Source organism: Atlantibacter hermannii (assembly GCF_009907385.1).
GTDB classification, from domain to species: domain Bacteria; phylum Pseudomonadota; class Gammaproteobacteria; order Enterobacterales; family Enterobacteriaceae; genus Atlantibacter; species Atlantibacter hermannii_A.
In genome coordinates this window covers 13,509-29,895 of the sequence record NZ_JAAATR010000084.1, presented here as the reverse complement: position 1 = coordinate 29,895, position 16,387 = coordinate 13,509, and the positions used below count along the sequence as shown (strand labels likewise).

Here is a 16,387-nt window from a genome sequence, read left to right as displayed (position 1 = left end):
AAAGGGAGGGCGGCATGTGTGAACAGCACCATGCGGCGAAACATATTCTGTGTTCGCAATGCGACATGCTGGTGTTATTGCCAAAGCTGGAAGAGGGCCATAAGGCCAACTGCCCACGTTGCGGCACGACCTTAACAACACAGTGGGCCGCGCCGCGTCAGCGACCGACCGCCTATGCGCTGGCGGCGCTGTTTATGCTGCTGCTCTCCAATCTGTTCCCCTTCGTTAATATGAAGGTTGCGGGTATCACCAGCGAAGTGACGCTGCTGGAAATCCCGGGCGTCATGTTTTCTGAAGATTACGCCAGCCTGGGCTCGCTTTTTATGCTGTTCGTCCAACTGGTGCCGGCGTTTTGCCTGGTGACGATCCTGCTGCTGGTGAATCGCGCCGCCTTGCCTGAGAGCCTGAAGCGGGCCATGGCGCGGATTCTGTTTAACCTGAAAACCTGGGGAATGGCGGAGATTTTCCTCGCCGGGGTGCTGGTAAGCTTCGTTAAACTGATGGCCTACGGCGATATCGGCGTTGGCAGCAGTTTTATTCCCTGGTGTCTGTTTTGCTTACTGCAACTGCGGGCATTCCAGTGCGTGGACCGCCGCTGGCTGTGGGATGACTTAGCGCCGATGCCTGCGCTGGCCACGCCGCCGCGCGTCGGTGTGCCGGGTATCCGTCAGGGCCTACGCTCATGCCCGTGCTGCACCGCCATTTTGCCCGCTGATACCACGCGCTGTCCGCGCTGTGAAACGCGCGGCCACGTGCGCCGCAAAAACAGCCTGCAATGGACGCTGGCGCTGCTGTTTACCGCCATCATTCTTTATCTGCCCGCCAATATTTTGCCGATCATGATCACCGATTTGCTCGGCGATAAAATGCCGTCGACCATCCTTGCCGGCGTAATTTTGCTCTGGAGCGAAGGGTCGTACCCGGTGGCGCTGGTGATTTTTATCGCCAGTATTCTGGTCCCGACGTTAAAGATGATCGCCATCGCCTGGCTGTGTTGGGATGCCAAAGGCCACGGACCGCGTGACAGCGAACGTATGCACCTGATTTATGAAGTGGTGGAGTTTGTTGGGCGCTGGTCAATGATTGATGTGTTTGTTATTGCCGTACTTTCCGCGTTGGTGCGTATGGGGGCTTTAATGAGCATTTATCCCGCTATCGGCGCAGTGATGTTCGCGCTGGTCGTCATTATTACAATGTTCGCTGCGATGACCTTTGACCCACGTTTGTCCTGGGATCGCGAGCCGGAATTGAGTCATAAGGAGTCATCGGAACATGGAAAAGCCTAACGGGGAAGCGCAGGTGCGCAAGGTCAGAAACTGGTCGCCGGTCTGGATATTCCCGATCGTCACGGCTCTCATTGGCGCATGGATCCTGTTTTATCACTACAGTCATCAGGGGCCCGAAGTCACGCTGATCACCACCAACGCCGAAGGCATTGAAGGTGGGAAAACCACCATCAAAAGCCGTAGCGTGGACGTGGGTGTAGTAGAGAGCGCAGTGCTTTCCGACGATCTTCTGCACGTTGAGATCAAGGCGCGCTTAAATGCCGGCATGGAAAAACTGTTGCATAAGGATTCGGTATTTTGGGTTGTTAAACCGCAGATTGGCAGGGAAGGGGTGAGTGGACTGAATACCCTGTTTTCCGGCGCGTACATTGAACTGAAACCGGGCACTAAAGGATCGGTGCCGGATAACTATCAGCTGCTGGATTCACCGCCGCTGGCGCCGCCTGATGCTAAAGGGATCCGCGTAGTACTCGACAGTAATAAAGCAGGCCAGCTATCGCCCGGCGATCCGGTCTTGTTCCGTGGCTATCGCGTAGGGTCGGTGGAAACCAGCACTTTTGACACCCAAAAGCGCACCATCAGCTATCAGCTGTTTGTCAATGCGCCCTATGACAGGCTGGTCACCAGCAATGTTCGCTTCTGGAAAGATAGCGGGATTGCCGTGGATCTCACCTCGGCGGGTATGCGCGTGGAAATGGGCTCCCTGACCACCTTGTTCAGCGGCGGGGTGAGCTTTGATATCCCTGACGGCTGGGAGCTTGGGCAGCCCATTACTGAGAAAACCGCATTCAAACTGTATGACGATCAGAAAAGTATTCAGGATTCGTTATACACCAAACATATTGATTACTTAGTGTTCTTCAACGATTCGATTCGCGGATTACAGCCGGGCGCACCGGTTGAATTCCGCGGGATCCGCCTGGGGACCGTGGCGCAGGCGCCGTATTTTGTGCCCGGACTGCGCCAGGCGCTGAGTACCGATTACCGTATCCCGGTGCTGATTCGTATTGAGCCTGAGCGTCTGGAAAACCAGTTGGGCGAAAGCCCGGATATCGGCGCGCATTTGCAAGATCTGGTATCGCGCGGCTTACGCGCCTCGCTGAAAACCGGCAACCTGGTGACCGGCGCGCTGTATATGGATCTCGATTTCTATCCGAAAGCGCCGGCGATGTCGGGTATGCGCAGCTTCGGTGGCTATTCGATTATCCCTTCAGTGAGCGGCGGGCTGGCGCAAATCCAACAGCGGCTGCTGGAAACTCTTGACAAGATTAATAATCTGCCGCTTAACCCGATGATTGAGCAGGCCACCAATACGCTTAACGAGAGCCAGCGCACCATGCAGCGGTTGCAGCAGACGTTGAACAACCTGAACCAACTGACCGCCAGTAAATCAATGCAGCAGTTGCCTGCGGATATGCAGGGCACGTTGCGCGAACTGAACCGCAGTATGCAGGGCTTCCAGCCGGGTTCGGCGGCCTATAACAAGATGGTGGCGGATATGCAGCGTCTCGATCAGGTCTTGCGTGAGCTACAGCCGGTGTTGCGCACCCTGAACGATAAGAGCAACGCGCTGGTGTTTGAAGCGAAGGATAAAAAAGATCCACAGCCGAAGAGGGCGAAAGAATGAGAAAGTGGCTTCCGGTACTGATTGCGGCGCTGCTAAGCGCCTGCAGCAGCAGCGATGAGGGAAAAACGTATTACCAACTGCCCGCCGGGCCGCAGGCGCTGAGTAGCCAGACCACCAGTCAGGGGCGGCAGCTTCTGTGGGTCGAGCAGGTGACGATCCCGGATTACCTGGCAGGTAACGGGGTGGTTTATCAAACTACCGACGTGCAGTTTACTATCGCCAACAGCAACCTGTGGGCCAGCCCGTTGGATCAGCAGTTGCGTAATACGCTGGTGGCCAACCTGAGCAGCCAGTTGCCAGGCTGGGTGGTGTCTTCTACGCCGCTGGGTAGCGAGCAGCAGGTGCTGAACGTCAATGTCACCGGATTTCATGGCCGTTACGATGGCCGGGTGATCGTCAGCGGCGAGTGGCTGCTCAACAGCCAGGGCGAGCTGATTAAGCGTCCATTTAATATCGAACTGAAACAACAGCAGGACGGCTACGACGCGATGGTGAAAACGTTAGGGCAGGCCTGGCAGCAGGAAGCGCAGAGTATAGCCGCAGAAATTAAACGACTTCGCTAAAAACTTTTGTGTAAATTTTAGCCGCTGTAAGTCTGTACAGGCCTGCAGCGGCTTTTCTTTTGATACCAATAAGATAAAAATTGCATTTAAATCAATTTGTAATTTTTTGCCTTCGTATAGCTCACAAATATGACATTGGCGTGAATTTTGCGCGTTGACGGGAAGTTTGTTTCGCGTTATTCGTTAGTCGTGATTGAGCACTTGCTCATCACTGTTTTCATTTCCAGCAGAAAAAAGATGAGGGAAACGAGGCATGAAGAGACAAAAACGAGATCGCCTGGAACGGGCACATCAACGCGGTTATCAAGCAGGTATGACCGGACGACCAAAAGAAATGTGTCCCTATCAGGCAGTTAATCAGAGATCTTATTGGCTTGGAGGCTGGCGAGAAGCCATGGACGTCAAAGTGTTAATCGCATAACACTGTCTCTTTAGACATAGAAACCTCCGCAGCGCGGAGGTTTCGCCTTACCGGAGCAAGGTTTTAGAAAGCAGAAGTATCAGTAAACAGGCCCACTTTCAGATCGTTGGCGGTATAGATTACGCGACCATCAACCAGCACTTCGCCATCGGCCAGACCCATAATCAAACGACGGTTTACCACGCGTTTAAAGTGGATGCGATAGGTCACTTTTTTCGCTGATGGCAGAACCTGACCGGTAAATTTCACTTCACCCACGCCCAGCGCACGGCCTTTGCCTTCGCCGCCCAGCCAGCCCAGGTAGAACCCAACCAGCTGCCACATCGCATCAAGGCCCAGGCAACCAGGCATTACCGGATCGCCGATAAAATGGCAACCGAAGAACCACAGGTCCGGATTGATATCCAGTTCTGCTTCGACATAACCTTTATCGAAATTGCCGCCGGTTTCGGTCATCTTGACGACGCGGTCCATCATCAACATGTTCGGTGCGGGCAACTGCGGGCCTTTAGCGCCAAACAGTTCGCCACGGCTGGAAGCAAGAAGGTCTTCTTTCGTATAGGATTCGCGTTTATCTACCATGTTCTCAGTAAGCCTTATTTTAGTGAAGCACGCAGGTTAGCTAACACGTGTACGCTGAACAAGTCCGATCAGTTGTGGTTGAACCAGTTAAGCCAGCCCAGAGGCCAGGGATAACGGTTTCTTCCTTCCTGTTGCGTGGCCTGTGCGATGCGTTCCTGAATAGTGTGAATCAAGGTCGTTTGCCCTTCGCCATCCCAGGGCAGGCCGGTCAGCAGTGGCAAAGCATCCATTACGTCGTCCACGGCCCAGATAAAGAAGCGTTCATTCTCTACCGCATCCAGTAAAGGCTGCGATAGCGAAAGATGCCGCACATTAGCCGATGGAATAATCACGCCCTGATTGCCCGTTAATTCCCGGCTCTGGCAAATCTCAAAAAAACCTTCGATTTTTTCGTTAAGCCCGCCAACGGGTTGCGCCCGGCCAAACTGGTCGACCGAACCGGTAATGGCGATATTTTGGTGCACTGGCACATCGGCGAGCGCGCTGATTAACGCGCAAAGTTCTGCCATGGAAGCACTGTCTCCATCGACTTCGCTGTAAGACTGTTCGAAGGTCAGCGAGGCCGAGAAGGGGATCTGCTGTTCAAGCTGAAGCTCTGACATCAGAAACGCCTGCATGATCATCATGCCTTTAGCATGAATGTTTCCGCCCAGTTCGGCTTTACGCTCAATATCGATAAACTCGCCATCGCCAATATGCACCACGCAGCTAATGCGCGAAGGCTCTCCGAACGCGCGCGGATGGCCGGGAAACTCAATCACCGAGAGCGCGTTGATTTGGCCAATGCGGTCGCCTTCGGTTTCAACCAGAATTTGGTCAAGCAGGATTTCTTCCTGCATTCGTTCTGCGAGAAAACCTTCACGCCACGCCCGTTGTTCAAGCATAGAGGCAAGTTGTTCGGCATTAAACGTTTCGCCATCGCAAAGCGGCGACACTTCCCGCAGCTGGCGCAAAATCCAGGAAGGGTACAGCGGCAGCGTTTCCTGATCCTGAGTATAACGCGTCGCTTCGCGGATCAGGATAGGCCAGGCGCTGGCATCAGGCGCAGGCAGTTGATGACTCGCCGCAATATGTAGCACCCACTGCTGCCACAGGCTCATTGCTTCTTCGTCAACAATCTGAAGGTTGTCCTCGAATTCGCTATAAATCGCGAGCGAGCTCAGCTCGGGCTCCATCTCCTGGAAATCTGCCAGTGATTCTCGATCGCCGACCAATATGACTTTCAACTGCAGCGGTAAAGAGGGCACCGAAACCGGTAATGGACGCGTTTCGTCCTGTGAGAACCAGTCGAAGCGGTTGCGTTCAACCATATGTTTTAAACGCAGCCACAGCAGCGGCTGGGAAAGCAGAGCACGAAGAGAGAGGATCAGCACACCGCCGTTAGCCTGGTGAATAAGGCCTGCCTGTAAGCTGACTTTCTCGCCCAGTTGGCGTACGCACCCGAACAGCTGTTCCGTTTCGACCCAATCGGCTGAAACAATCTCACCTGCGCTGGTAAAAGGATCCTCAGCGCTAACGGCGGGATGCAGCGTAACGCTCTGGTTTTCAATGGAGTAACGGCCGCCAAACAGTTGGTCAGCTGCAGGGCTATTTGCCTGTAAATAGCCAGCGACGGTATCGAGATAATCTTTTTCTTCCGGCGCTCTGATGAGCATAAACGCCGAAGAGGAATAAGGGTGAATCAACTGTTCAAGGCCAAAGCATAAACGGGGCTGGATGGCTTGAATGTCGAGCGGCGAATCGGGGTCCGTTTGTGGCTGCGTAAACAGTTCAAGGTACCGATCGGTGTCGGTGACCAGAGCACGCCATGAAAGTTTGTTAATGGTCAAAGTCGCTTTTTTAAGGTAGAGGTTAAAGGCGCGATTATAGCGTAATGGCAAACAGGACACACTCGTAATCAAGCAATTGACCGGGAGAATAGATTCGAGAATCACAGGCTACGATTTCAATTCAGCTAAATGGCAAAAAACTGTTATTCTGAAGTGAGTTATACGGTCACCCTGAGATCACAATGAAATACCAACAATTGGAAAATCTCGAAAGCGGCTGGAAATGGAAATATCTGGTGAAGAAGCATCGCGAAGGCGAGCTGATCACGCGTTATATTGAAGCCAGTGCGGCCAAAGAGGCAGTTGACCTCTTACTCAACATGGAAAATGAACCCGTCCAGGTTGCCGACTGGATAGACGCGCACATTAATCCTGAATTAATTAACCGCATGAAGCAGACGATCCGGGCTCGTCGCAAGCGTCACTTCAATGCGGAGCATCAGCACACCCGCAAAAAGTCTATCGATCTGGAATATATGGTATGGCAGCGGTTAGCCGGGCTTGCGCAGCGTAGGGGCATTACGCTTTCCGAAACCATTGTGCAACTTATTGAAGATGCTGAGCGTAAGGAAAAGTACGCCAGCCAGATGTCTACACTGAAACAGGATATCGAAGCATTGCTGGGTAAAGGCGACTAGCGTGTTTTTTATCACAACGCCTGCGATGCGTTGAAAACAGAAGATAAAAAAACCCCGCATTGCGGGGTTTTTTCATAACGGTAACTTACGCCTGCGGCTGAGTTACAACGTCTTTGATACCTTTAACTTCGATTTCTACGCGACGATCCGGTGCCAGGCAGTCGATCAGAGCAGCGCGCGGTTTAACGTTGTCACAAGTGCTACCAGTAACCGGGTTAGATTCGCCCATGCCACGTGCAGAGATCTTGTCAGACGGGATACCTTTAGAGATCAGGTAGTCAACAACGGACTGAGCACGTTTCTCAGACAGGCCCTGGTTGTAAGCGTCAGAACCGATACGGTCAGTGAAGCCCAGAACCACGACGGAACCGTCTTTCGGATCCAGGTTGCTCAGCTGGGTATACATCTGATCCAGAGCCTGCTGGCCTTCCGGTTTCAGCGTGGCTTTGTTGAAGTTGAACAGAACGTCAGACTTCAGAGTGAAGTGCTTGGTCTGTACTTCCGGAGCCGGAGCCGGAGCCGGCGCTACAACCGGTGCCGGAGCGTCATACTGGCCGAAACGGTAAGAAACACCAACGCTCAGCATGCCGTTATCAGGACGAGTACCTACAGTACCTGCGTCACCGATGTTGTTAACCCACTGGTATTCCAGACGGGTAGCGATGTCGCGGGTAACAGCCCATTCAACACCACCAGCGAATACTGGAGAAACACCAGTGTCGTGATCTTTCAGACGACCACCAGCACCGTTGTTGTATGCGGCTTTAGAGTCAGCACGCCATACCATACCACCCAGACGGGTATAGATATCCAGATCGTCAGTTACCGGGTAACCCAGTTTAGCGGTCAGCTGAACGCCCTGAGCTTTGAAAGCGCCGTTGTCGGTGTCGCCTTTGTACGGCATACGACCTAACCAGTCGTAACCCATTTCAAAACCAACGTACGGGTTAACCTGGTAACCACCGAAAGCACCAGCGCCGAGTTGATCTGCATGAGTCGGGCCGTTACCGATGCGGTCGTCATAACCATTACCGTAGAAACCGGTATCGTGGTACTGGGACCAGCCCAGCTTACCACCTGCATACCAGGTGTTATCTTTCGGTGCGGCTTGCGCTACGGTAGCGAAGCCAGCCAGTGCCACTGCAATCGCGATAGCTGTCTTTTTCATTTTTTGCGCCTCGTTATCATCCAAAAGGCCATGAGCGCCTCTAAAAAGTGCTCACGGTTAAATCCTTCACCGGGGTTATAGCTCAACTTGTAACTCTACCGTCTGTACGGTTTATTAATGAGCAACCCTGGCGATGTAAAGTCTACAACGTAGTTGAAAACTTACAAGTGTGAAGTCCGTCAGGCATATGAAAAAAAACGACTTGCGTACATATTTGTTAACATTTTTGCTGCAATTCTAGACAGCGATGATGGGGCAGTGGTGGCGGAAGCCGCGTATTCCGCCTAAATTTCGCGTATGAACAACGGCCTGTAAATATTTAAAAATAAGTCCAGGATTTGTCTTAAATTTACTTAATGATACAAACCAGAGTGAATTTTTAGCGCAGAACGTGGTCTCGTACCGTTAATAGCGCCACGTGAAGGCCGCATAATGAAGCAAAGGGCATTACCCATTTCCGCGGCTTCTGAAAGCGCCTGGTGTTCTTCGTCACTCATCTCATACGATAACCAACCGATCACCACGCTGTAGTTTCCGGTACGCAATGCACGCAGCATCGCATCAACGGTAGTATAAGAATTGGTTGGGTTAGCCTGCATCACTTTGGTCAGCGGTAGGCCAGACGCCTGAAGCCATGAACGGCTGAGGCGTTGATTTGGCGAAAGCCATAACAGCCAACGCGATTGCTGACCAAGCTGCTGGAGTAATGGTAATAAAACACACTGTGTCATCCAGGGCTGATCTTCCTGATAAACAATTTCACTGACCATACCTTTCATCTCCGGGGCCGCAGAGTATTCCGGATGCGGTTTTGCCATATGCAAGGGTGTAACTGAGTGATTTGAATGAGCAGTGATGTTCATGATGAGTTCAACTCCAGTGTGTACTGTATGTTTATACAGTAACTGCGAGCAGCGCAAAGATCAACCTTATTTTCTGAAAGTGCCTCGCAATTCTCTCATCAAAATCCTCCTGCGCTGAAAATTACTATTGCCGAGATTCGCCAAGTTGAATATGTTCCTTTTACAGGAATTAATAACGGATACATTCCTGTTATCTATTGATAATAAAGGAGTTATAATGAAACCAACGACTATTGAAACGCTTGCGCGTGTTGAGGATTTATTAAAAACCCTGGGCGAAGTGCGTTGTCGTTCTCTGTTCGGCGGATACAGTCTGACCATTGATAAAGCCGCATTTGGCATGCTTGTTGAGGGGGAGTTTTTTTTACGTGCAAATGAACAAAGTGCCGTCTATTTTACTGAACGTAAATTATCGAAGCTGAAGTTCACACGCCGGGGTAGAGCGGTTTACCTGAATTATTATCAGGTTGATAACGAACTGTGGGATAACCCGAATTTACTGGTGCGGTTAGCGGCAGATTCTATTACCAGTGCCAATGAGGATATTGCCCACCGCCAGCAAGCATTGCGTGTTAAAGATTTACCGAATCTCTCTTTGCAATATGAGATATGGCTCTGGGAAGCAGGGATTGGCGATGTGCCCACTCTTAAAGCGTATGGTTCGAAAGCGTGTTGGCTGAAGTTGCGCACCATTAAAAAAAATTGTGGGGTTAAAACTTTATATGCGCTTGAAGGCGCCATTGTAGGGTTGCATGAGGCGGCGCTCCCGGCGGACACTCGCCGGGAGCTGTATGAATGGTTTATGCAACAGTCCTGCTCACTGAGTGAGGGATGACACCTGATTCTGCAATTTACTCAGTTCCGGAAGCAGCCCCGCAATTAACCCTATTTGCTGTAGAACCAGTGCTTCTTTACTCATCTGGCGAGGCTCGATTTCCCGGATTCGTTGTGTCAGTCCGGATAATGCCATCTGAACTTTACTTTCGTCCGCAGGAAGATGGTGCAACGCATCGTCGACATAGCAAACGGCGTCATCCAGGATAGCGAGGATGTCGCTATTCACGACTTTTTCGCGGTGTGCGCCAAGGGCGGAAATATAGCCTGTTAATGAATGGTTCAGGCACAGCAACCGAAAGGCGGTTTCACGTATGTCATCGCTGACATGGGGCTCCGTCGACATATTCGACACCACTGACGCCAGTTCCGCATCGCGATTATGGGCGTCACGCCGGGCGATTCGGTAGGCGAGACGGTTGTCGCGGCCCTGATGGTATTGCTCAAGAATCGCGTCGAGATAACGGCAGTTAGCATTCAGCGCCCGCTCAAGCACCAAATCGAGCCGACGAAAACGCCAGTCAGGCCAGATAAAACTCACCGCTGCCCAGGCAATCGCGCAGCCTATTAAGGTATCAATCACGCGCGGCAGCGCCACTTCGAAGCCTTCGCCTAACAGATTGAAGCACAGCAGCACCAGCAGGGTAATAAACATCGTGGCATGTGCGTACTGCACGGTGCGGAACATAAAGAACAGTACGCCAGTGATAACGATTAGGATCAATTGACCTTCAAGCGAGGGCACGAACCACAGCACCGGGATACCGATAGCCACGCCGATTAAGGTGCCGATCACCCTCAACGCCAGGCGGTGGCGCGTAGCATTATAATTGGGCTGGCAGACAAACAGGCTGGTCAGCAGGATCCAGTAGCCGTGCTGTAGGCCAGTAATCTGGATAAACGCATAGCCGATACACAGCACTACCGACATTCTCACCGCATGGCGAAACAGTGCTGATTCAGGCGTTAAATGGCGGCTCAGCCGCAGCCAGATATCGTTGACGCCATGCAGACTGTCGTCGGCAAGCTGGTTCTCATCGCTACGCGGTTCAGCCAGGGCCTGCTCAGATTCAATACTGGCTAACTGAGCATCGACATCACGCAGATTGTTGATGAGAAATCCGATGGCTTTCTTTTCCGCATCCGACATCGCATCCGGGCGAATACGCGAAATCGCGGCGTCGAGATGAACGAACGCGCGTTCAAAACGCGGGTCGTGCTGGTAGGGGATTCGTAACAAAATGGAGCGCGCCAGCGCCTGACAGGCCTGCCCCTGCATAGACAGCAGCCGCTGGAAGCGGAACATCACATCGCTATAGCGCAGCTTTTGGCGCAGTTCATGGTACTGAATATGGGCGGAACTGGCTCGCTCATGAATATCCTGGGCGACAAAGTAATAGTGCAGTGTCCGGCGGGTGCCGCGCTGCCCGCGATCGCCGCGCAGGCGGGTCAGCAACAGCGCTTTGGTCTGATTCAGCGTGGAGATGAGCTGACTGTTGGCCAGCGCCAGTTCCATCATCGGTGCCTGTCGCTCCTCTTCAATGTCGGGATCGAACAGCCGTGATTTCATTTCGAGGTACCAGGCGAGCTGCTCATAGCTGCGCGCCAGGCTGTCCTGTAAGGCCCTGACGGGGAAAATCAGATAGCCGATCAGCGTCAGCAGGTTGTACCACACCGCGCCCGCCAGCAGTAGCAACGGCTGTTGATACCAGTGTTCGTACAGCGAGACGCCCAGCATGGTATACACGGCTATCAATAATGCGCCAAACGCGATAGTGGCGTAACGCTGCCCCAGGCCGCCGAGCAGGATAAAACCGCAGGTAGAAATCATCAGCCCAACGGCAAACAGCCACGGCCATGGAAACAGCAGTTCCACCGAGGCGGAGGCAATAAAAAAGCAGATCAGGGTGATGATCAGATTACGCAGCCGCCCCGCCAGCCGATCGTCCAGATCGGTCAGCGCGGCGGCAACCACGCCTAACGTCAGCGGAATAGTCAGTTTGACTTCGCCAAGCCACCAGGGCAGCGCCGCACTGCCGCACAAGGCGATAAAAATGCGCACGTTATACAGCCAGGTGCTGTTCCAGGCATATCGCCTGAGCAGGGGGCTAAACATACTGTTGCGTTTTCCCATTACTGAAAACGGCGACGGGCGTTGGCTTCACGTGCCGCTTGCGCCACTTCCACTGAAACGACCCGGCGTCCGACCGGCCAAAGCGCAATGGCGGCAATTTTAAAATTCGCGATGCCCACCGGGATGCCGATAATTGAGACGCACTGCATAATCCCGGCCGCGATATGCATCAGGCACAACCACCAGCCAAACAGCACCAGCCACACCATATTCAATAGCGTGCCGCCGGTATTGAGTATCGCGCTCTTGCTTTGCGGCTCCAGCTCGTCGACATGAACAGCTTCATTACCGTAAGGCACTAGCGAAAGTTTAGTGATTTCCCAGCAGGAGCGCGTTAACGGCAGGGTAATTATAAAAACGATGCTTAGCACCGTTGCCAACAGCCAGGAAAGGGTGGTGGCGAAGCCGCCGAGAACAAAATTAAGAATATTAAGAACCGTGCGCATTGAATCTCTTCCTGTGATTGCTGAGCTAAAACATTAACCTCAGCAATTGTAACGCGTTTTTACTCTGGAGCGGCATATACAGGGCGGTTAAACTTAACCGATGACGATTAACCCTGGTTACGTGATGGAACTGAAAGCAACTTCAATTGGAAAAAGGCTCGCGCAACATCCTTACGATCGCGTGGAGATCCTGACCGCTGGCGTAAAAGTGTCGGGCGATAATCACGAATATATCATCCCCTTTAACCAACTGCTGGCGATGAGCTGCAAACGCGGCATGGTATGGGGCGAGCTGGAATTTGTGGTGCCGAATAATCAGGTGGTGCGTCTGCACGGCACGGAATGGGGCGAAACTCAGCGTTTTTATCAGCATCTTACAGGGCTCTGGACGCGCTGGAGCCAGGAGATGAGCGAGATCGCCGCATCGGTACTCCACGAGCAATGCCAGCGCATTGCGGCGCTGACCCAACGCAATAAATGGTTAAAGCACCAGGATATTGATGGCATCCAGCAGGCTATCCGCGCGGCGTTTAGCGCTTTGCCGCTGCCGTTGTCGCGCTTAACGGAGTTTGATAACTGCCGTGACGCTTACCTTGAGTGCAATAGCTGGCTGAGCAACGTTGAAAAACGCCGCCAGCAGGCCAACCAAAAATTCACGGAGCAGATGCTGAGCCAGTACGCCGAATTCTTTCAGCAGATTGAATCGTCTCCGCTCAACCCAAGCCAGGCGCGGGCGGTGGTTAATGGCGAAGAGTCGGTGCTGGTGCTTGCCGGAGCAGGCAGCGGTAAAACCTCGGTGCTGGTGGCGCGCGCGGGGTGGTTAATGGCGCGCGGAGAAGCGTCCGCCGATCAAATTTTGCTGCTGGCGTTTGGACGCAAAGCGGCGCAGGAAATGGATCAGCGGATACAGGAACGGCTGCATACCGATCAAATCAGCGCGCGCACCTTCCATTCGCTGGCATTGCATATTATTCAACAGGGCAGTAAGAAAGCGCCGCAAATCAGCAAACTGGAAAGCGATACCGGGGCACGCCATAAGCTGTTGATTACCGCATGGCGTGAGCAGTGCCAGGAGAAAAAGGCCCAGGCGAAGGGCTGGCGGCAATGGCTGACCGAAGAGCTCGACTGGGAAATTGACGAGGGCAACTACTGGCAGGATGACAAACTCGCGCGCCGTCTTGCTCCCCGGCTGGAAAGATGGCTGGGGATTATCCGTACCCATGGTGGCTCCCAGGCAGACATGATCGCCAGCGTGCCGGAAGAGATGCGCGATCTGTTTCAGAAACGCGTCAGGCTGATGGCCCCGCTGGTTAAAGCCTGGAAGAGCGCCCTGAAAGCGGAAGGCGCGGTGGATTTCTCCGGGCTGATTCACCAGGCGGTCAATGTGCTGGAAAACGGTCGTTTTATCAGCCCGTGGAAGCATATTCTGGTGGATGAGTTTCAGGATATCTCTCCCCAACGCGCGGCGCTGCTGGCGGCGCTGCGGCGGCAAAATTCCCATACCGCCCTGTATGCCGTAGGGGATGACTGGCAGGCGATTTATCGCTTTAGCGGCGCGGAGCTGCTGCTGACCACGTCTTTTACCCATCACTTCGGCGAAGGAGATCAATGCGCGCTGGATACGACCTATCGCTTTAACGATCGTATTGGTCACATCGCCAACGCGTTTGTGCAGCAGAACCCGCATCAGCTGGCTAAGCCGCTGAACAGTCTGACAGCAGGGGACAAAAAAGCGGTCACGTTGCTGCCTGAAGACCAGCTTGAGGCGCTGCTGGATAAACTCAGCGGATACGCCCGTCCCGATGAGCGCATTCTGGTGCTGGCTCGCTATCATCATCTGCGTCCGGCGGCGCTGGAAAAATCCGGGACCCGCTGGCCAAAGCTGAACATCGATTTTATGACCATTCATGCCAGCAAAGGCCAGCAGGCGGACTATGTCATTATTGTTGGATTACAGGATGGCAAAGAAGGGTTTCCGGCACCGGCGCGAGAATCGGTGATTGAGCAGGGATTGTTGCCGCAGCCGGAAGATTTCCCGGATGCCGAGGAGCGGCGCTTGCTCTATGTGGCGCTAACGCGCGCCCGGCATCGGATATGGTTGCTGTATAACAAACCGAACCCTTCCCGTTTTGTGCCGATCCTGGAAGCGCTCGGTGTGCCGGTGGCGAAAAAGCCGTAATTACTTCAGCCGGTCGGCCAGATAACGTTGGTAGTCTGGAATTAGAATATCAATGTTATCGTTAAAGTGCGGCGACTGGATAATGAAGTCGGCAGTAGAAATATTGGTGGCAACAGGAATGTTCCAGACGGTGGCCAGGCGCAGTAGCGCTTTGACATCGGGATCGTGAGGCACGGCGTTAAGCGGGTCCCACAGGAAGATCAGCACATCGATTTTGCCTTCCGATATCAACGCGCCTACCTGCTGGTCGCCGCCCATCGGGCCGCTCAGCATGGCTTTCACTTCCAGCCCGCTGGCGCGTTGAATCAGGTTGCCGGTGGTACCGGTGGCGTAAAGTACGTGTTGCGACAGCAGCGTTTGATGGCGCTCAGTCCATTTCAACAGCATCTCTTTGCAGTGATCGTGGGCGACCAGCGCGATATGTTTTTGTGCGCCAAGAGTACGGGTAGTCAGTTCCATATCAGTATCCAGGAAAGAAATTTGGATACAGCTTACCGGAAGTGATTGATGCCGCAAGCGAAGCGATTAAAAAAACCGGGGTTGATGCGGGTCAGGAAGAGGGTTGCTGCTTCACCCATTCCAGAAAGCGGGTACGGGTGTCATTGTCGGCCTGTAAATACCAGTGCTTAAGCCGTTGCTCGGTCAGGGTTTGCGAATGGGCCACCGGCCTGTCCAGTTCCGAGGGCCCGGAAAGCAGGGCGCTGTCATCGGCGATCAGGGTGACAAATTCGGGTGCGGAAGCCTTGTTATTAGCCTTATTATAACGCTCGGTTTCCCATTCATAATCAATCCCTTTCGGGTTGTTAGCCACCGCCAGCACATCGAGCCTGGCCGGTATTGGCGCGGCGCTGCCGTCCAGCAACTGTACGCGCGGCGCGGCATTAAACTGTTCGCTCTCTTTTTCAGTTTCAATACGCGGTAGGGAGATATTCACCTGGGTGATATTGCGGGTGTCAAAGGTCATGATCAACGGCGGAGAGATGTACAGCCATCTGTCCCGGCTGGCGGTGATCAGATTTTTTTCCACCCGAAACACCAGTTGATGGGGACCGTTATCTAATTCAATGCTATCCGCGCCGCGCAGAAACGAGCCGGAGACCTTTTTACCATCAAGAACCAGTAAATCGATATCTCCGGAAAGATGTAGCGTGGTGGCCGCTGCCGTTACCGGTATCAGCGCCAGCAGCATTGCTGTGGCGAATAAGCCTTTCATTAAGGTCTCCATCATCCCCGCATCTCAGCCTGAGAATGTATCAAAATTTTGCACGAATAATATTCATTAACATATATCCAGATTAATCTGTTTGGCTCTCATGCATCCGTATGGGAATGATGGTGAGACATGAAGGTTTGGCATACACTGAAAAACCACTGCTGGAGGAGCGACTATGAATGAATCTGACATTGCTGGCATCCTGAAGACAACGCGCACCATCGCGCTGGTGGGTGCCAGTGACAAGCCCGAACGGCCAAGCTATCGCGTGATGGCTTATCTGTTGAACCAGGGTTATCACGTGATCCCCGTTTCGCCGAAAGTGGCGGGGAAAACGCTGCTGGGCCAGAAAGGCTACGGATCGCTGAGCGAAATCCCGGAACCCATCGATATGGTGGACGTGTTCCGCAACTCTGAAGCCGCATGGGGTGTGGCGCAGGAAGCCATTGCGATTGGCGCGAAAACGCTGTGGTTACAGCTTGGTGTGATCAATGAGCAGGCGGCGGTGCTGGCGCGGGATGCGGGAATGAAAGTCGTCATGGATCGGTGCCCCGCGATTGAAATTCCCCGGCTGGGGCTGGCCAAATAAGCGATAAACCCGGCA

Annotated in this window: 16 protein-coding genes; 8 read left to right on the top strand and 8 right to left on the bottom strand. The window is 53.3% G+C overall.

Annotated elements, in window-relative coordinates:
* The first annotated feature begins 14 nt into the window (after window positions 1-14).
* The 4 genes from pqiA to rmf all read left to right on the top strand — a co-directional run bounded on the left by pqiA (window position 15) and on the right by rmf (window position 3,897).
* Entirely contained in the window at window positions 15-1,286 is a 1,272-nt protein-coding gene (pqiA, locus tag GV764_RS18825; RefSeq protein WP_161661453.1) for a membrane integrity-associated transporter subunit PqiA, read from the top strand.
* Complete coding sequence (gene pqiB, locus GV764_RS18820; protein WP_161661452.1) at window positions 1,273-2,913, top strand: intermembrane transport protein PqiB; 1,641 nt, start codon at window positions 1,273-1,275, stop codon at window positions 2,911-2,913. The genes pqiA and pqiB overlap by 14 nt, the downstream gene beginning before the upstream one ends.
* A complete protein-coding gene (pqiC, locus tag GV764_RS18815; RefSeq protein WP_161661451.1) occupies window positions 2,910-3,476 on the top strand; it encodes a membrane integrity-associated transporter subunit PqiC in 567 nt (188 codons plus the stop codon). Before pqiB ends, pqiC begins: the two co-directional genes overlap by 4 nt.
* Before the next feature lie 253 nt (window positions 3,477-3,729).
* Window positions 3,730-3,897 carry a ribosome modulation factor gene (gene rmf / locus GV764_RS18810; RefSeq protein WP_002463017.1) on the top strand — a complete coding sequence of 56 codons (168 nt, stop codon included), beginning with the start codon at window positions 3,730-3,732 and terminating at the stop codon, window positions 3,895-3,897.
* Between the two features lie 63 nt (window positions 3,898-3,960).
* On the opposite strand, the gene fabA is transcribed toward rmf, so the two are convergent.
* Together fabA and GV764_RS18800 are read right to left on the bottom strand one after the other, a co-directional pair.
* Window positions 3,961-4,479: a bifunctional 3-hydroxydecanoyl-ACP dehydratase/trans-2-decenoyl-ACP isomerase gene (fabA, locus tag GV764_RS18805; RefSeq protein ID WP_161661450.1), complete on the bottom strand. Its 519-nt coding sequence runs from the start codon at window positions 4,477-4,479 to the stop codon at window positions 3,961-3,963.
* Window positions 4,480-4,547: 68 nt separating this feature from the next.
* Complete coding sequence (locus GV764_RS18800) at window positions 4,548-6,308, bottom strand: AAA family ATPase (RefSeq protein WP_161661449.1); 1,761 nt, start codon at window positions 6,306-6,308, stop codon at window positions 4,548-4,550.
* A 182-nt stretch (window positions 6,309-6,490) separates the two neighbouring features.
* On the opposite strand from GV764_RS18800, the gene matP reads away from it, so the two are divergent.
* A complete protein-coding gene (gene matP, locus GV764_RS18795) occupies window positions 6,491-6,946 on the top strand; it encodes a macrodomain Ter protein MatP (RefSeq protein WP_125291816.1) in 456 nt (151 codons plus the stop codon).
* 85 nt (window positions 6,947-7,031) lie between these two features.
* On the opposite strand, the gene ompA is transcribed toward matP, so the two are convergent.
* Both ompA and sulA read right to left on the bottom strand, forming a co-directional pair.
* On the bottom strand, window positions 7,032-8,114 hold the full coding sequence (gene ompA, locus GV764_RS18790) for a porin OmpA (RefSeq protein WP_161661448.1): 1,083 nt from the start codon (window positions 8,112-8,114) through the stop codon (window positions 7,032-7,034).
* Window positions 8,115-8,467: 353 nt separating this feature from the next.
* Window positions 8,468-8,977 (bottom strand): SOS-induced cell division inhibitor SulA, encoded by a 510-nt coding sequence (gene sulA / locus GV764_RS18785; protein WP_161661447.1) that lies wholly within the window; start codon window positions 8,975-8,977, stop codon window positions 8,468-8,470.
* 217 nt (window positions 8,978-9,194) lie between these two features.
* Between sulA and GV764_RS18780 the strand changes: the two genes are divergently transcribed.
* The gene (locus GV764_RS18780; protein WP_161661446.1) at window positions 9,195-9,812 is read left to right on the top strand and encodes a TfoX/Sxy family DNA transformation protein; all 618 of its coding nucleotides are present in this window, start codon (window positions 9,195-9,197) and stop codon (window positions 9,810-9,812) included.
* Here the strand turns inward: GV764_RS18780 and yccS are convergent.
* Together yccS and GV764_RS18770 are read right to left on the bottom strand one after the other, a co-directional pair.
* Window positions 9,795-11,927 (bottom strand): YccS family putative transporter, encoded by a 2,133-nt coding sequence (yccS, locus tag GV764_RS18775; RefSeq protein WP_161661445.1) that lies wholly within the window; start codon window positions 11,925-11,927, stop codon window positions 9,795-9,797. The genes GV764_RS18780 and yccS overlap by 18 nt on opposite strands.
* Before the next feature lie 17 nt (window positions 11,928-11,944).
* On the bottom strand, window positions 11,945-12,391 hold the full coding sequence (locus tag GV764_RS18770; protein WP_161661444.1) for a YccF domain-containing protein: 447 nt from the start codon (window positions 12,389-12,391) through the stop codon (window positions 11,945-11,947).
* 124 nt (window positions 12,392-12,515) lie between these two features.
* On the opposite strand from GV764_RS18770, the gene helD reads away from it, so the two are divergent.
* Window positions 12,516-14,570: a DNA helicase IV gene (gene helD / locus GV764_RS18765; protein ID WP_161661443.1), complete on the top strand. Its 2,055-nt coding sequence runs from the start codon at window positions 12,516-12,518 to the stop codon at window positions 14,568-14,570.
* Here the strand turns inward: helD and mgsA are convergent, their stop codons facing one another.
* Both mgsA and csgI read right to left on the bottom strand, forming a co-directional pair.
* Window positions 14,571-15,029: a methylglyoxal synthase gene (gene mgsA, locus GV764_RS18760; protein WP_161661442.1), complete on the bottom strand. Its 459-nt coding sequence runs from the start codon at window positions 15,027-15,029 to the stop codon at window positions 14,571-14,573. It lies immediately after the preceding gene.
* Between the two features lie 91 nt (window positions 15,030-15,120).
* Window positions 15,121-15,783, bottom strand: coding sequence for a curli synthesis inhibitor (gene csgI, locus GV764_RS18755; RefSeq protein ID WP_161661441.1), 663 nt, complete (start codon window positions 15,781-15,783; stop codon window positions 15,121-15,123).
* Window positions 15,784-15,958: 175 nt separating this feature from the next.
* On the opposite strand from csgI, the gene GV764_RS18750 reads away from it, so the two are divergent.
* A complete protein-coding gene (locus GV764_RS18750; protein WP_161661440.1) occupies window positions 15,959-16,372 on the top strand; it encodes a CoA-binding protein in 414 nt (137 codons plus the stop codon).
* Window positions 16,373-16,387 lie beyond the last annotated feature (15 nt).

Bases quoted from the DNA above. Each gene is read 5' to 3' on its own strand.
- fabA (WP_161661450.1), bottom strand. From the start codon at position 4,479: ATGGTAGATAAACGCGAATCCTATACGAAAGAAGACCTTCTTGCTTCC.
- GV764_RS18780 (WP_161661446.1), top strand. From the start codon at position 9,195: ATGAAACCAACGACTATTGAAACGCTTGCGCGTGTTGAGGATTTATTA.
- matP (WP_125291816.1), top strand. From the start codon at position 6,491: ATGAAATACCAACAATTGGAAAATCTCGAAAGCGGCTGGAAATGGAAA.
- rmf (WP_002463017.1), top strand. From the start codon at position 3,730: ATGAAGAGACAAAAACGAGATCGCCTGGAACGGGCACATCAACGCGGT.
- pqiA (WP_161661453.1), top strand. From the start codon at position 15: ATGTGTGAACAGCACCATGCGGCGAAACATATTCTGTGTTCGCAATGC.
- GV764_RS18750 (WP_161661440.1), top strand. From the start codon at position 15,959: ATGAATGAATCTGACATTGCTGGCATCCTGAAGACAACGCGCACCATC.
- mgsA (WP_161661442.1), bottom strand. From the start codon at position 15,029: ATGGAACTGACTACCCGTACTCTTGGCGCACAAAAACATATCGCGCTG.
- pqiC (WP_161661451.1), top strand. From the start codon at position 2,910: ATGAGAAAGTGGCTTCCGGTACTGATTGCGGCGCTGCTAAGCGCCTGC.
- pqiB (WP_161661452.1), top strand. From the start codon at position 1,273: ATGGAAAAGCCTAACGGGGAAGCGCAGGTGCGCAAGGTCAGAAACTGG.
- csgI (WP_161661441.1), bottom strand. From the start codon at position 15,783: ATGAAAGGCTTATTCGCCACAGCAATGCTGCTGGCGCTGATACCGGTA.
- yccS (WP_161661445.1), bottom strand. From the start codon at position 11,927: ATGTTTAGCCCCCTGCTCAGGCGATATGCCTGGAACAGCACCTGGCTG.
- helD (WP_161661443.1), top strand. From the start codon at position 12,516: ATGGAACTGAAAGCAACTTCAATTGGAAAAAGGCTCGCGCAACATCCT.
- ompA (WP_161661448.1), bottom strand. From the start codon at position 8,114: ATGAAAAAGACAGCTATCGCGATTGCAGTGGCACTGGCTGGCTTCGCT.
- sulA (WP_161661447.1), bottom strand. From the start codon at position 8,977: ATGAACATCACTGCTCATTCAAATCACTCAGTTACACCCTTGCATATG.
- GV764_RS18770 (WP_161661444.1), bottom strand. From the start codon at position 12,391: ATGCGCACGGTTCTTAATATTCTTAATTTTGTTCTCGGCGGCTTCGCC.